Here is a 14,891-nt window from a genome sequence, read left to right as displayed (position 1 = left end):
TCGAGGTGTCCATGAGGCGCCGCCCCCATGGCCCGTCAGGGCTGTCATGGGATCGGCTTGCGGATGGCGTCGCGTATCTTGCTGGTCTCCGCCGCGGCCACTTCGAGTGAGTCGGCCGCTGGGGTGAACTCGATCGCGACAGTAGTGCTGTCGTCGCCCCAGCCGCACACCGTTGCCGCGTCCACCGTCGTGCAGCGGAAGTCGACGTCCGAGCCGGGAACGCTGATCATCTTGGGCCCATCGCTGACATTCTCGCTGCCCGTTACGGTCATGGCATCCATCAGGCCGTCTCGGGTGTCCCCCGGGTACTTGAACCGACCGGACGAGCCGTACACCGACATCTTTTCGAACCCCGGTGCCTTGTCGGTGCCGAGGTAGTCGACGGAGTGGTGCAGCACGTCCTTCTCGGTCCAGTCGTCCGGTTGCGGGTCCGTGAAGTTGGTGCCTTCGGCGTCACGCTTGTATGCGCCCCCCACCATCGTGGCGGGTGTGACGATCTCGTGTGTGGCCTTGGGAAAGGCCGCGTCCGAGAAGCCGTAGATGCCGTAGCCCCCGCCGCCGAGCACGATCAGGGCTCCCACCCCACCGAAGACGCGCAGTCCGGTGCGCTTCCTCCTCGGCGGCGCGGTCGTCGCCGGCCGGCCCCAGGGGGGCTGCACCTGGCCCCAGGGGGGCTGCTGCGGAAAGGCGGGCGGGAGATCGGACCGCGGGGCGGCGGCGACGGTCACGGCACCGGCGATGTGCCCCACGGCCGGTGCGGGAGCGTACCCGGCGGCCGGCGTCGGCACGGGTGGCACGGCCGGGGCGGGCAGCACGGCGGCCGGGGCCGGCAGGGTCGGCGGGTGTCCGGCCATGCCCGGCGTCGCCTCCGGAGCGGTGTCCGGCGCGAACAGGTCCAACAGCGCTTCGGGGGTCGGCCGTTGTGCCGGTTCCTTGGCCAGGCAGGCGGCAACCGCCGGGCGTATGCCCTCGGGCACGGCGGACAGGTTCGGCGGCTCGTGCACGGCCCGGTACATCAGCCCCATCGGGGTGCCCTCCCCGAACGCATGGCCACCGGCCGCCGCGACCAGCACCGCACCCAGTGCGAACACATCGGCGGCGCCGCCGACTTCCATCCCCTGGGCCTGCTCGGGGGCCAGGAATCCAGGGGTGCCGAAAGCCGCTCCGGTGGAGGTCAGCCGGGTCGACTCCAGGGCGCGGGCGATACCGAAGTCGAGGACGCGCGGGCCGTCGTCGGCCATGATTATGTTGCCCGGCTTTAGGTCACGGTGGATCAGGCCACAGGTGTGAATGGCCTGCAGCGCTTCTGCCAACGCCGCACCGAGCAGCCGCAGTCGGGCCTCGCCCATCGGGCCTTGTTCGGCCAGCAGACGCGACAGCGTCGGCCCCGCGATGTAGGCGGTCGCCAGCCAGGGTGCCGCCGCGTCCGGGTCGGCGTCGACCACCTGCGCGGTGTGGAACCCGCCGACCCTGCGGGCGGCGTCGACCTCGGCGCGGAATCGGGCACGGAAGTGCGGATCGGCGGCCAGCTCGGGGCGGGCCACCTTGACAGCCACGGTACGTCCGCCCCGGGACCGGGCCAAGTACACCGTCCCCATGCCGCCCGCTCCCAGCTCACGCTCCACGGCGTAATCACCGATGCGCTCCGGCACGTCCACGCCGTCCACTCCCCAACCCATGCCCCGCACGCCCCCGTTGGAATGCCGCGGGCCAGTATGGCCGACCCCTCCGCCCGGCGTCACGCGCGGCCTCTCACCGACCAACAGCCCCGTACGCCGTAGGGAAACCCCCACCCCCTGGGTCCACCGATCGGTGGAAGCAGAGTCCAACCGGCCGGTGCTGTCGCCAATCACCCCTGGTCACACAGGATTTGGGCATGAACTCAACGACTGTGCGCCTCGCTCGCTGGAGTGCGCTGCACCCCTGGCGGGCCATCATCGGCTGGCTGGTGTTCGTGGTCCTGTGCCTGGGCGTCGGCAGCGCCGTCGGCACCAACGCGGCCACCACCGAGGACTACCGGGTCGGCGAGGCCGGCCGGGCCGAGGCGATCGCCGACGAGGGCGGGCTCGAGCGGCGGCCCACCGAGCAGGTGCTGATCTCGTCCAAGTCGGGGGCGCTGGACAGACCGGCCGCCGAAGCCGCCGCGAAGGAGCTCACCTCGCGGATGGAGGGCCTGCCCGCCGTGCGGGGCGTGGAGCGGCCGCGTACCTCCGAGAACGGCAGGATCCTCCTGGTCCAGGTGACCATGAGGGGCGCGGAGATGGTCGCGGACGCCCAGGTCCACACCTTGCAGGCACAGACCGAGGCCGTACAGAAGGCGCATCCCGACCTCGTGGTGGAGGAGACCGGAAGTCCCTCCACCGGCAAGGGCGTCGACGACCAGCGCGACAGCGATCTGGCGCTGTCCGAGGCGATCACGCTGCCGGTCACGCTCATCACGCTGTTCGTGGTGTTCGGCTCGGTGGTGATGGCCGGGGTGCCGCTGCTGCTCGCCCTGTCGTCGATCGCGGCGGCGATCGGCCTGGTCATGGTGGTCTCGCACCTCTCCCCCGATGCCGGGGTCGGCAACAACGTGATCCTGATGATCGGCCTCGCGGTCGGCGTCGACTACACGCTCTTCTACCTCAAGCGGGAACGCGAGGAACGGGCCCGCTCGGGCGGCAAGCTGAGCTCCGAGCAGCTGGTGGAGCTGGCCGCGGCGACCTCGGGCCGGGCGGTGGTGATCTCCGGGCTCGCGGTGATCGTGTCGACGGCGACGCTCTATCTGGCCGCCGACGTGATCTTCTCCTCGCTCGCCACCGGCACCATCGTGGTGGTCCTGGTCGCGGTGCTCAGCTCGCTGACCGTCCTGCCCGCGCTCCTCGTGAAGCTCGGGCAGCGACAGGAGCGGCGGGCCGCCCAGAGGGCACACGCCGGGCGCGGGCCGCGCAAGGTCAAGGGCTCGAAGGACGGCCGGATCTTCGGCGTCCTGCTGCGGCCCGCGACCCGCCATCCGCGCGCCACGCTGCTCGTCGCCGTCCTCGGTCTGCTCGCCCTGGTCACCCCGCTGTTCGGCCTGAACATCACAGAGATGAGCCGGGACACCCACTCCCGCGACATCCCCGCGATGCGCGTGTACGACCGCCTCAACGAGGCCTTCCCGGAACTCCGGGTGACCCATCAGGTCGCCGTACGCGCCGACGCCGACCAGTCCGGTCAGGTCGTCGCCGCCCTCGAAGAGCTCGGCCGCCGCACCCAGGACGACCCACTGTTCACCGGCACCCCGCGCCTGCGCACCTCGGCCGACCACCGGATCAGCGTGCTCGAACTCTCCGTGCCGCACCTAGGCAACTCCGAGGAGGCGTACCGCTCCCTCGACCATGTCCGTGACGACTACCTGCCCGCGACCGTCGGCAAGGTTCCCGGCGCCGAGACGGGAGTGAGCGGCGATGTCGCCCGCTACACGGACTATCCGGCGCACCAGAACAGCAAACTGCCGCTGGTCCTCGGCGCGCTGCTGCTCGTCACGTTCGGCATGACGCTGTTCGCGTTCCGCTCGATCGTGCTCGCCCTGCTCGGCGTCGTACTGAATCTGCTGTCGGCGGCGGCCGCGCTCGGGCTGCTCGTCCTAGTCTTCCAGGGGACCTGGGCCGAAGGGCTGCTGAACTTCACGTCCACCGGCTCGATCGGCTCGCGCGTCCCGCTCTTCCTCTTCGTGATCCTCTTCGGGCTCTCGATGGACTACCAGGTGTTCGTGGTGAGCCGCATCCGCGAGGCAGCCCTGAACGGGGTGCCCACGCGCCAGGCGGTGCTCGACGGGATGCGCAGTTCGGCAAGTGTGGTGACCAGCGCGGCCGTTGTCATGACGACGGTCTTCGTGAGCTTCGTCTTCCTGCACATCATCGAGATGAAGCAGATCGGTTTCGTGCTGGCCGCGGCCGTCCTGCTCGACGCCTTCATCATCCGCATCATGATCCTGCCGTCGGTGATGCTGCTGCTCGGGGAGGCCAGTTGGTGGCCTTCGCGCGGAGTGTCCCGGGCGCGGCGGGCCCGTGCCGGCCGGGAGGCGGCGGCCACGGCACCGGCACCGGTTCAGCAGGGGATTCCGGTGCCGTCGTCGGGCAACGTACGTTGATCGACATGAATCCTTCCGTCGGGCCGGTCCAAGGTGACGCCCCCTTCTGGTCCAGGTCGCTGAGCCGCTGGAACGCGGTGTGCTGGGTGCTGTTCGGCGCCATGGCCATCGGCCTGGTCGCCCTGGACCGGCCCGACGGGAGCAAGTACACGGCGCTGGCGCTGCTCGGGTGCGTCGTGGTCTGCTACGCGGCCCTCGACCGCTTCCCCGACAACCCGGTGGTCCGGCCGCACCTGTATCTGTCGGTGCTCGTACTGGCCCTCGGCGGGCTCGCGTTCAACCGCAGCAGCTATGCGGCGCTGTTCATGGTCACGCTGCCGCACTACTGGATGTTCGGCCGCACCCGGCGGGTCTCGATGGCCTTCCTGGGGCTCGCCGCCGGGGCGACCCTGCTGGGCAGCTGGCTGCGGCAGGGCTGGTCCGGGGAGTTCTTCGGCGAGACCCTCGTCTCGACCCTGATCGTCGTCGCGGTGGGTGTCCTCATCGGCCTCTGGGCCCACTCGGTGGTCGCCGAGAGCCAGGAACGGGCCCGCCTCATCGAGGAGTTGGAGCGCACCCAGGTCCAGCTCTCCGAGGCCCACCAGCGCCAGGGCGCGGCGGACGAGCGGGAGCGCCTGGCGCGGGACATCCATGACACCCTCGCCCAGGGCTTCGCGTCCATCGTCGTCCTCTCCGAGGCGGCCCAGGGCGCGCTCGACACCGATACCGAAAGGAGCCGCAAGCAGTTGCGTTCGATCGAGAACACCGCACGCGAGAACCTGGCCGAGGCCCGCGAACTCGTCGGCTCCGCCCAGCAGAGCGGCCAGGTGGCCGCGGGGACCGTGGCGCAGACCCTGCGCCGCACCCTCGACCGCTTCACCGAGGACACCGGGATCCCGGTCGACGCGGAGCTCGCGGACATCACCTGCGACCAGCAGACCCGCATCGCGCTCCTGCGCTGCACCCAGGAATCGCTGGCCAACATACGCAAGCACGCCGGCGCCTCGGCCGTGGGCGTGGTCCTGGCCCGGCAGCCGGGCGGGGTCGAGCTGGAGGTCACGGACGACGGACGCGGCTTCGTCGTCGGTACGTCGCCGGGGTTCGGCCTCGACGGGATGCGCAAGCGGCTGGCCGAGCTGGGCGGGGAGTTGACCGTGACGAGCTCGGTCGGCGACGGGACGCGCATCCTCGCCATGATTCCTACGGAGGTCTCCGCATGACGGCCAGTGAGCGGCTGCGCATCATCGTGGTCGACGACCACACGGTCATGCGGGCCGGCGTCGTCGCCCTCCTGTCCGGCGAGCCCAGCATCGAGATCGTCGGCGAGGCCGGGGACGGCCGGGCGGCCCTGGAACTCATCGAGGAGCACGCCCCCGACCTGGCCCTGCTCGACCTGCGGATGCCGGTGCTCGACGGGGTCGCCACCACGGCTCAGATCGTGGCGCGGCATCCGCGTACCCGGGTACTGATCCTGACGACGTACGACACCGATGCGGAGATCGAGCGGGCGGTGGAGGCCGGGGCGATCGGCTACTTGCTGAAGGACGCGACGCGGGAGCAGCTGGTCGCGGCGATCCACGCGGCGGCGCGGGGGGAGACCGTGCTGGCGCCTCGGGTGGCGGAGAAGTTGGTGGCTCGGATGCGACGGCCTGTGCAAGTCCCCTTGACGGGGCGGGAGGTGGATGTGCTGAACGCTGTCGCGGACGGGATGACGAACGCGGAGATCGGGCGCCGACTTGTCATCGCCGAGGCGACCGTGAAGACGCATCTGCTGAGGTTGTTCGCGAAGCTCGACGCGAAGGATCGCACCCATGCGGTGGTGATCGCGCTGGAGCGGGGGTTGTTGCGGCGCTGATTTTCTCCCCACCCCGCCCCTTCCCGAAAGTCCTGCGGACGGCTTTGTCCTCAAACGCCGGACAGGCTGATTCATGCCGGCGGCAGCCTTACGGGAAGGGGCGGGGTGGGGGAAAGATCCCTTAACCAGCCGCAGCCGCAACGTCGCACGCCTGGCCGCGCAGCGTCCTCGCCAGGTCGTCCCGGGCCTCCAGGACCAGGCGGCGAAGGGCCGGAGCAGAGTCGGCGTGCGCGGAGAGCCACGCGTCCGTCGCGTCCAGCGTCTCTTGCGAGTCCTGCAGGGACGGGAACAGGCCGCGCACCACGTCCATGCCGATCTGGATCGAGCGCTCGGCCCACACCCGCTCGATCGCATCGAAGTACGACGCGGTGTACGGCGCGACCAGCGCGCGCTGCGACGCCTGCCCGAACCCGGCGATCGTCGCCTCGACCAGCGCGTTGGACAGCGCGTCCGACTCCACCACCGCGGCCCACGCCTGTGCCTTGACCGCCGCGGAGGGGCGGGCGGCGAGGCAGCGGACCTGGTGGCGCTTGCCCGAGGCCGTGTCGTCGCGGGCCAGTTCGGCCGCGAGCACCGACTCGTCAGCCTTGCCCTCCGAGGCCAGCGGCTCCAGGAACGCCCAGCGCATTTCCTGGTCCACGTCGAGGCCGTCGATCTTCGCCGTACCGTCCAACAAGCCCTGAAGCAGCTGGAGATCGGCCTCCGTCGACGCGACCGAGGCGAAGAAGCGGGCCCAGGTCAGCTGGTGCTGGCTGCCCGGCTCGGCCTGCCGCAGCTCGCGCAGCGCGCCCTCGGCGGCGAGGCGGCCGCCCTGCTCGCGCCAGTCGGGGGCCGCGTAGTAGGTGAGCGCGGAACGGGTCCAGGTGTGCAGCATCTGCAGGACGCCGATGTCGGACTCGCGCCCGGCGAAGCGCAGCACGATGTCGATGAAGTCGCGGGCCGGCATCAGCGCGTCCCGCGTCAGGCTCCACAGGGCCGACCAGCACAGGGCGCGGGCCAAGGGGTCCGTGATGTCGCCGAGGTGGGACCGGAGCGTGTCGAGGGACGCCTCGTCGAAGCGGATCTTGCAGTAGGTCAGGTCGTCGTCGTTGACCAGGATCAGGTCGGGCTTCTCGGCGCCCGCGAGCTCGGTGACCACCGTGCGCGGGCCGTCCACGTCGAGCTCGGCGCGGGCGTAGCGGACCAGGTCCGCGCCCTCGCGCCGGTAGAGGCCGACCGCGACGCGGTGCGGGCGCAGCTCGGGGTGCGACTCGGCCGCCTCCTGGACGACCGCGAGCTCGGTGATGCGGTCTCCGGCGTCGTAAGTCGCCTGGGGCGTGAGGGAGTTGACGCCCGCCGTCTGCAGCCACGACCGGGACCACGAGGTCAGGTCACGGCCCGAGGTCTCCTCCAGGGCCGAGAGCAGATCGCCGAGCTGTGTGTTGCCGTACGCGTGCCGCTTGAAGTAGCGCCGCGCGCCTTCGAGGAACGCGTCCTGACCGACGTACGCCACGAGCTGCTTGAGCACGGACGCGCCCTTGGCGTACGTGATGCCGTCGAAGTTGAGCTTCGCGTCCTCCAGGTCACGGATGTCGGCCGTGATCGGGTGCGTGGACGGCAGCTGGTCGGCGCGGTACGCCCAGGCCTTGCGGTTGTTGGCGAAGGTGATCCAGCCGTTGGTGAAGCGCGTCGCGTTCACCATGGAGAAGGAGCCCATGAAGTCCGCGAAGGACTCCTTCAGCCACAGGTCGTCCCACCACTGCATGGTGACCAGGTCGCCGAACCACATGTGCGCCATCTCGTGCAGGATGACGTTGGCCCGGCGCTCGTACGACGCCTGCGTCACCTTGCCGCGGAAGATGAACTCCTCGCGGAAGGTCACACAGCCCGGGTTCTCCATCGCGCCGAGGTTGTACTCGGGCACGAACGCCTGGTCGTACTTCCCGAAGGGGTACGGGTAGTCGAAGTGGTCGTGGAAGAAGTCCAGGCCCTGCTTGGTGACCAGGAAGACATCGTCCGCGTCGAAGTGCTTGGCGAGGCCCTTGCGGCACATCGCGCCGAGCGGGATGTCGAGGGTGCTGCCGTCCTCGAAGGTGCGGGTGTACGAGTCCGTGACGTAGTGGTACGGGCCCGCGACGATCGCCGTGATGTACGTGGAGATCGGCTTGGTCTCGGCGAACTTCCATACGCCGTCCGCGAGTTCACCCACCCCGTTGCTCCAGACCGTCCAGCCCTCGGGCGCCTGCGCCTCGAAGCGGAAGGGGGCCTTGAGGTCGGGCTGCTCGAAGCAGGCCATGACCCGGCGGGAGTCGGCCGGCTCGTACTGCGTGTAGAGGTAGACCTCGCCGTCCTCGGGGTCGACGAAGCGGTGCATGCCCTCGCCGGTGCGGCTGTAGGCGCACTGGGCGTCGACGATCAGCTCGTTCTCCGCCCGAAGGTTCTCCAGGGCGATCCGGGAGCCGTCGAAGACCTCGGAAGGGTCGAGGTCCGTGCCGTTCAGGGAGACCGCAGTGACGCTCGGTGCGATGAGGTCGGCGAAGCTGGCCGCGCCCGGCTCGTTGCAGCGGAACCGGACCGTCGTCACCGACCGGTACGTCCGCGGCTCAGCCTCGGCGTCGCCGATCGCCGACCGCAGGTCGAGGGACACCTCGTACCCGTCGACGGACAGCAGGGCGGACCGCTCGCGGGCCTCGTCGCGGGACAGGTTCTCACCGGGCACGGGCACTCCTTTGTGACGCGTACGTGATCTGTTCGAATGCCTGCCGATCCTCCCATGCCGGACAGAGCGAGGGCATCCGGGAATGCCCTCGTCGCGGTCCGCGTTGGGGCGGGCAGACCCGCATCGCTTCTTGAGGAGAGAAATGACTGCCCAGCCGACGAACGACAAGGTCAAGGCCGACTTCTGGTTCGACCCGCTGTGTCCCTGGGCCTGGATGACGTCCCGCTGGATGCTCGAGGTCGAGAAGGTCCGTCCGGTCGAGGTGCACTGGCACGTGATGAGCCTGGCCGTCCTCAACGAGGACAAGGACGTCCCCGAGGAGTACCGCGAGGGCCTGAAGCAGGCCTGGGCTCCGGTCCGCGTGGTCATCGCGGCGCAGCAGAAGCACGGCGACGAGGTGGTCGGGCCGCTGTACACCGCGCTCGGCACGCGTTTCCACAATGAGGGTCAGGGCCCCACGCGGGAGGCCATCGCCGCGGCGCTGGAGGAGGTCGGGCTGCCCGCTTCCCTTCTTGAGTACGCGGACTCGTCCGAGTACGACAAGGAGCTGCGGGCGTCGCACGCGGAGGGGATCGAGAAGGTCGGGCAGGAGGTCGGTACGCCGGTGATTTCCGTGCCGGGTGCGGAGGGGTCCGAGGTCGCCTTCTTCGGGCCGGTGGTCACCCCGGCGCCCCAGGGGGAGGCTGCGGCTCGGCTGTGGGACGGGACGCTGCTGGTGGCGTCGACGCCCGGCTTCTACGAGATCAAGCGGACTCGGACCGCTGGGCCGGACTTCTCCAACCTCTGAGATTTTCCCCCACCCCGCCCCTTCCCGTAAGGCTGCCGCCGGCTTCCGGGGTGGGGGTGGGTGGGAAGCCGTCCGTCACTGAAGTCCTCAATCGCCGGACGGGCTGATTTATCAGCCCGTCCGGCGATTGAGGACTTTCGGGAAGGGGCGGGGTGGGGACGAATCCGTGACGCTCAGCCAGGCACCGGCCCGTAACCCGCCCGGCGACCAGCCCTTTTCGGCAGTCGAACGCTCGTCCTTTAGCCCGAGCTTGTCCGCATTTGTCGACGAGACGGTAACAGCGGTTACAGCGGCGGCAGACCGCGGGAAACCCCCGTTCATGAACCACAACACCCCGGTCTCCCCCCGCCCCCTCAGCCACCTCACCGACGCCACCACCCGCGTCCTCACCGCCGCCCAGCTCCGGGCGCACGGCGTCGCCGCCGCCGACCTGACCGCCGCGTGCCGGCCCGGAGGGCCCTGGCAGCAGATCCTGCCCGGGGTGTTCCTGCTCCACCCGGGCCCGCCCACCAGCGAGGAGCGGCTGCACGCGGTGCTGCTCTACGCGGGGCGGCCGCCCGGGGAGAAGGTGACGCTGCCGCAGCAGTCGGCGGACTCCGCGGCCGCCGCCTCGCTGCCGCCGAACCGTCGCCCGGCCGTCGACGCGGCCGCCGCCGCGGCGCCGGAGATCCCGGCCGCGTACGGCGACGCGATGATCACCGGGCTCGCCGCCCTCACCCTGCACCGCTTCTCCTCCGCTCCCCCGCTGCTCGCCCTGGAGCGCATCGACGTCCTGGTGCCGCGCACCCGCCGGCTGCGCTCCACGGGCCCCGCGCACCTGGTCCGCAGCCACGCGCTGCCCCGGCCGCAGCTGGTCACCGGAGTGCCGGTGGCGCCCGTGCCGCGGGCGCTGGCCGACGCGGTCGCCCAGCTCGCGGACGCCAGCGCCGTGCGGCGGCTGCTCACGGAGGCCGTACGCGGCGGACACTGCGAACCGGCCGCCATCGTCAAGGAGTTGAACCAGGCCCGGCTGCTCACCCGCCCGCACGTGGTGGACGCCGTGGACTCGCTGCTCGCGGAGGGGCGGGCGATCGCCGAGGACCGGCTGTATCGGCTGGTGAGCGAGCACGGCCTGCCCGACCCGCTGTGGAACGTCGACCTGCGGCTGCCGGGGGGCCCGCACATCGGCGGTGTGGACGCCTACTGGCCCGACCAGGCGGTGGCGTTGGAGCTCGACACCCGCGCACCCCGCCAGGACGAGGACGCCCTGTGGTCCGAATACGCCCGCAAGCGCGAGCACTTGGAGCGGCTCGGCATCACGGTCGTCCACATCACCCCGAAGAAGCTGCGCGACGCGATGGACCAGCAGGCCCAGGTCGTACGCACCGCACTGATGGCGTCGAGCGACCGGGATCCGGCGGCGTACGTGGTGGTGCTGCCCCGATAGCGGCCGGCCCGAGGGGTGAGGGGGAGGAGGGGCGGGGCCCGGACGGCGGGCCCCGCCCCTCCTCATGCGCGCTCCCGACTACTTCTTCGGGCAGAACTCCGCCTCGGCGACCGCGTCGCTGTCGCCCGACCAGTCGCCGTTGAAGTTCAGGGCGAGCGAATGGCTGCCGTCGGTCGTGGTCAGCGCCAGGGACGAGGAGCCGTGGATGCCGCCGCTGTGGCCCCAGACCACGCCGCCGCAGGGCAGCTCGTTGCGCATCAGGCCGAGGCCGTAGCTCACGTTCGGCACGCCCTCGATCGGCACCGTGTCCTTCATCTCCTTGAGCTGGGCCGGCGGCAGCAGCTTGCCGCGCAGCAGCGCGCTGTAGAAGCGGTTCAGATCGCCGGAGTCGGAGATCATGTCGCCCGCCGCCGACGCGAGGGTCGGGTTCAGCTCGGTGACGTCGTACGTCTTGTCCGTCGGCTTGGGCTCCGCGGAGAGCTTCGAGTACGCGCGTGAACTCGGCTTCGGCACCGACGCGTCGGTGCCCGGCGAGGTGGTGGCGTGCAGGCCGAGGGGTTCGATGATGCGCCGCTCGATCTCATCGGCGTACGGACGTCCCGAGACCTTCTCGACGATCATTCCGGCGAGTACGTAGTTGGTGTTGGAGTAGCTCCAGGAGGCGCCCGGCTCGAAGGTGGGCTTGTGGCCCATGGCGATCTTCACCAGCTGCTCTGGCGTCCAGGTGTCGTAGCGGTGCTTCAGGAACCCCTTGGCGAACACGCGCTGGCCGAAGCCGTCGTCCGTGGTGTAGTCGAAGATGCCGCTGGTGTGATTGAGCAGCTGCCGGACGCTGATCCTGCTGCCGTCGTGACCGTGGCCCTCCACCACACCCGGCAGCCACTCGGCCACCTTGTCGTCCAGGTCGAGCTTCCCCTCGGCCTCCAGCTGGAGCAGCACCGTGGAGACGAAGGTCTTGGTGATGGAGCCGACCCGGTAGCGGTCGTGCGCGCTGCGCGGCTTGCCCGTCCTGAGGTTGCCGACGCCCGAAGTGCCTTTCCAGCGCCCGCTCTTGTCGATGGCCTGCCCGGCGACGCCCGGGACCCCGTCCTTGACTGCGGCGTCCATGGCCGCCTGGGTGCCGGTGTGGTCCGAGCGCTCGCTCGCGGCCTGCGCGGGTGCCGCGAACGCGGTCGCGGTCAGCGCGCCCGCCACCGCGATGCCGATCAGCGCGCCGCGTACCGGTCGTGCTGTACGTACTGCCATGTGAACTCCCCTGTTCCCCTCCGACTTACTGCGGTCAGCGGGCAGGACCTCGCCCGGGTCCGGGAGGGTTGAGCGGGTCGCGGGGGTTGATCACTTTTCAGCCTTTGCGCAGGACCAGCTCGGTGTTGCGGTCCTCTGGGTCGCCGCCCAACGTGGGCTTGGCGCCGGGCGCGTTGAAGGCCAGCTCCCGGTAGAGCGCGCCGAGTCCGGGCTGGGAGAGATCGGCGAAATCCGTTCGGTGCGGGGCGGCCGACTCGATGAGCGTGGTGAACAGGGAGAGCGTGCCGTCCTTGTTGTCGGTGATCTCGATGACGCGGGCCAGCTGCGGGAAGTCGATGTGCGAGGCGGTGGTGACCTCCCAGAAGCCGCCGTGCGGGGTGATGTTGTTCTTGTGGCTGTGGCCGTTGATCCAGGCGACGACGGAGCGGTGCCCCTTGAGGACCTGGAGGACCTCGTCGCCGCCGTGCCGCTTCTCGCCGGGGTGCGCGGGATCGGTGCGCAGATTGCGCATGCTGGCGCTGGTGTGGTGGCTGAAGACGACGACGTACGCGCCGTCCTTGTCGGCTGCCTTCAACGTCCGCTCCAGCCACTTGAGCTGGGCGGTGCCGAGGGAGCCCTCGTAGTGGCCGCCCGGGTCGGTGGTGTCGAGGCTGACGCCGAGGACCCCTTCGGCGATCTCGAAGGCGTAGTACTGGGTGGTGGAGGCCAGGTTGGCCTGCGTATAGCCGTGCCCGACGGGGCCGTGGCCCGCGTGTGCCGGGTCGAGGTGGGCCTGTAGGTACTCGGCCGGGGTGAAGGGCGCGCGGGCGGGGTCGGGGGTGACCGGACGGAGCTTCCGCGACTGGGACTTGATGAGTTCCTTGAAGTGGGCGCCCTTCGGGTCGAGGCCCTTCTTCACGGACTTCCAGAAGGCGGCGCCCTCCGCCTCGGGCAGCTCCATCAGCTTCTTGCCCCCGGTGGCGAAGTCCGTCAGCCAGGCGTCGCCGGGTGCGAAGCAGCCGCCGGGCAGGGAGTCGTGGTTGCCGACGGTGGAGTACCAGGGGAGGTTGAGGCCGGGGCTGCGGACCTGGCGGGTGGCAGCTTCCAGGAACCCGTCGAGGTGCGGGAAGCCGAGCCGCTTGTCGGCGTCGCGCAGGGCGTCGTCCGGGTGCCAGTAGAGCTTCAGCCCGCTGTCCTGTACGCCCTCGTAGCGGCGCGGGTCACCGGTGTTGGGGGTGATGGTGCCGCCGCTCATGGCGGTGAGGAACCAGTCGAGTTCGGCCTTGGAGTTGTTGTCCGTGTTGTCGCCGGTCGTCATGACGAAGCTGAGCGGGGCGCCGGTCGCGGGGGCGCCGCGCAGGGCGTTGACGCGCTCGACGAGGCTGACCGCGCCGGCCACGGACAGGGCCTCCTGGGGGCGCCAGGCGCTGGCGGTCTGGGCCCTCAAGTACTCGTAGCGCAGGGGGTGTTGTACGTCGACGATGTGCAGGTCGGTGAATTGCACGAAGGCGGCGAGGGTCTTGCGGCGGGTGGCGCGGTTCGGCTTGGCGGCGGCGAGGTCGGTGCGGGTGAGGCGGGGCCAGGCGGTTCCGCTGCCCAGGCGGCGGTAGCCGGTGGTGCCGCTCGGTTTGGCCACCGACTGCAGCGTGGTGTTCCTGGTGTACGGGGCGAGCGCGGGCGGTGGGGCCTGCCTGCCTCGGACGGGTGCGGCCGCGGGCGGTGCGGCGGCGCCCGCCTCGCCGCCGCCTAGGCCCAGGGCCAGGCCGAGTCCGGTGGCTGCGCTGGCCGCGCCTGCGGCGGTGAGGAAGGTGCGGCGGTCGAGGGCTTCGGCGACTGTGCGTATGCGCGGCATGGCGCGGTCTCCCCGTGTTCGATCGCTTGGGCTCGGCTTTGGCGGGACCGAAGTCCCGGGCCCTACTGGATCGTTGGCAATGGGGATGGCCTGCGCGTTAACGCGTGCGCAACGCTTTGGGCCGATCACGGTACGTGGATCAACCTTGAGTTGGGCACGTCATGCAGCTCTCGCTGCGGGGTTCTCTGTTGGTTACGTTGCGTTCATTCGCGGGGGTACGGGGGCGCCTTCGGCGGGATTTTCCCCACCCCGCCCCTTCCCGTAAGGCTGCCGCCGGCTTATGGGGCGGGGGTGGGTGGGCACCCGTCCGTCACTGATGTCCTCAAACGCCGGACGGGCTGATTTCATCAGCCCGTCCGGCGTTTGAGGACACTGCCCGGAGGGCGGAAGGCTCCGCAGGATTTCGGGAAGGGGCGGGGTGGGGAGAAATCAGACCCGCCCCACAGCCGGCCGCTCCCGCCAGAGCGACAGGCCCACGTCCACCAGCCCCACCCGGGGCAGGTCGGGCACCGCGTCCAGCGGGTGCCAGGCGGCGAGGTCCGTGGACCCGGCCTCCTCGTGCCGCAGCGAGCCCCCGGTCACCAAACCCTCATACACAAGCCGCAGCCCCTGAAAATCCGCCATCGCCCCGAGCTTGCGCGGATAGCGGCGGCGGATCGAGTCCACCCCGAGCAGCGTCACCGGCCGGACGGCGTACCCCGTCTCCTCCTCGGCCTCGCGGATCACCGTGTCGTAGGGGTCCTCGCCGTGCTCCATGCCGCCGCCGGGCAGGGTCCAGCGTCTGCTGCCGTCACCGGCGATCCAGCGGGCGAGCAGTACCTGATCATCCCGTACGCACACTGCGTAGGCCGCGACCCTCAGTTCTTTGTGCACATGGAGACGTTAGAGGCAATCCACCTTCCCGTGACGACCCGTTAGCCGAGAAGCCCCGAACCGGTGACGTACCCTTGACCGGT

At 70.5% G+C, this 14,891-nt stretch carries 10 protein-coding genes; 5 read left to right on the top strand and 5 right to left on the bottom strand.

Going from position 1 to position 14,891, the window contains the following annotated elements; all coding sequences use genetic code 11:
• Nucleotides 1-44 precede the first annotated feature (44 nt).
• Nucleotides 45-1,658: a serine/threonine-protein kinase gene (locus OG430_RS49515; protein ID WP_442816586.1), complete on the bottom strand. Its 1,614-nt coding sequence runs from the start codon at nt 1,656-1,658 to the stop codon at nt 45-47.
• A gap of 218 nt (nt 1,659-1,876) precedes the next feature.
• Here OG430_RS49515 and OG430_RS31410 point away from each other — a divergent pair, with 218 nt between their 5' ends.
• The 3 genes from OG430_RS31410 to OG430_RS31400 are packed head-to-tail and all read left to right on the top strand — an operon-like array spanning nt 1,877 to nt 5,948.
• Nucleotides 1,877-4,114 (top strand): MMPL family transporter, encoded by a 2,238-nt coding sequence (locus tag OG430_RS31410; RefSeq protein ID WP_327356009.1) that lies wholly within the window; start codon nt 1,877-1,879, stop codon nt 4,112-4,114.
• 5 nt (nt 4,115-4,119) lie between these two features.
• Entirely contained in the window at nt 4,120-5,313 is a 1,194-nt protein-coding gene (locus tag OG430_RS31405; RefSeq protein WP_327356008.1) for a sensor histidine kinase, read from the top strand.
• A complete protein-coding gene (locus tag OG430_RS31400; protein WP_327356007.1) occupies nt 5,310-5,948 on the top strand; it encodes a response regulator transcription factor in 639 nt (212 codons plus the stop codon). Before OG430_RS31405 ends, OG430_RS31400 begins: the two co-directional genes overlap by 4 nt.
• A 121-nt stretch (nt 5,949-6,069) precedes the next feature.
• Here OG430_RS31400 and pepN read toward each other — a convergent pair whose 3' ends face one another.
• Complete coding sequence (gene pepN, locus OG430_RS31395; RefSeq protein WP_327356006.1) at nt 6,070-8,646, bottom strand: aminopeptidase N; 2,577 nt, start codon at nt 8,644-8,646, stop codon at nt 6,070-6,072.
• A 142-nt stretch (nt 8,647-8,788) separates the two neighbouring features.
• Here pepN and OG430_RS31390 point away from each other — a divergent pair, with 142 nt between their 5' ends.
• Nucleotides 8,789-9,433 carry a mycothiol-dependent nitroreductase Rv2466c family protein gene (locus OG430_RS31390; RefSeq protein WP_327356005.1) on the top strand — a complete coding sequence of 215 codons (645 nt, stop codon included), beginning with the start codon at nt 8,789-8,791 and terminating at the stop codon, nt 9,431-9,433.
• A 319-nt stretch (nt 9,434-9,752) separates the two neighbouring features.
• A complete protein-coding gene (locus OG430_RS31385) occupies nt 9,753-10,859 on the top strand; it encodes a hypothetical protein (RefSeq protein WP_327356004.1) in 1,107 nt (368 codons plus the stop codon).
• A gap of 78 nt (nt 10,860-10,937) precedes the next feature.
• Here OG430_RS31385 and OG430_RS31380 read toward each other — a convergent pair whose 3' ends face one another.
• The 3 genes from OG430_RS31380 to OG430_RS31370 all read right to left on the bottom strand — a co-directional run bounded on the left by OG430_RS31380 (nt 10,938) and on the right by OG430_RS31370 (nt 14,808).
• A complete protein-coding gene (locus tag OG430_RS31380; protein ID WP_327356003.1) occupies nt 10,938-12,104 on the bottom strand; it encodes a serine hydrolase domain-containing protein in 1,167 nt (388 codons plus the stop codon).
• 97 nt (nt 12,105-12,201) lie between these two features.
• Nucleotides 12,202-13,935 (bottom strand): TIGR03767 family metallophosphoesterase, encoded by a 1,734-nt coding sequence (locus OG430_RS31375; protein WP_327356002.1) that lies wholly within the window; start codon nt 13,933-13,935, stop codon nt 12,202-12,204.
• Nucleotides 13,936-14,364: 429 nt separating this feature from the next.
• Nucleotides 14,365-14,808, bottom strand: coding sequence for an NUDIX hydrolase (locus OG430_RS31370; protein ID WP_327356001.1), 444 nt, complete (start codon nt 14,806-14,808; stop codon nt 14,365-14,367).
• Nucleotides 14,809-14,891: the final 83 nt, after the last annotated feature.

The organism is Streptomyces sp. NBC_01304 (assembly GCF_035975855.1).
Taxonomy (GTDB): domain Bacteria; phylum Actinomycetota; class Actinomycetes; order Streptomycetales; family Streptomycetaceae; genus Streptomyces.
This window is presented reverse-complemented; position numbering and strand designations above follow the sequence as displayed.

Bases quoted from the DNA above. Each gene is read 5' to 3' on its own strand.
- OG430_RS31410 (WP_327356009.1), top strand. From the start codon at position 1,877: ATGAACTCAACGACTGTGCGCCTCGCTCGCTGGAGTGCGCTGCACCCC.
- OG430_RS31380 (WP_327356003.1), bottom strand. From the start codon at position 12,104: ATGGCAGTACGTACAGCACGACCGGTACGCGGCGCGCTGATCGGCATC.
- OG430_RS31385 (WP_327356004.1), top strand. From the start codon at position 9,753: ATGAACCACAACACCCCGGTCTCCCCCCGCCCCCTCAGCCACCTCACC.
- OG430_RS31400 (WP_327356007.1), top strand. From the start codon at position 5,310: ATGACGGCCAGTGAGCGGCTGCGCATCATCGTGGTCGACGACCACACG.
- OG430_RS31375 (WP_327356002.1), bottom strand. From the start codon at position 13,935: ATGCCGCGCATACGCACAGTCGCCGAAGCCCTCGACCGCCGCACCTTC.
- OG430_RS31405 (WP_327356008.1), top strand. From the start codon at position 4,120: ATGAATCCTTCCGTCGGGCCGGTCCAAGGTGACGCCCCCTTCTGGTCC.
- OG430_RS31390 (WP_327356005.1), top strand. From the start codon at position 8,789: ATGACTGCCCAGCCGACGAACGACAAGGTCAAGGCCGACTTCTGGTTC.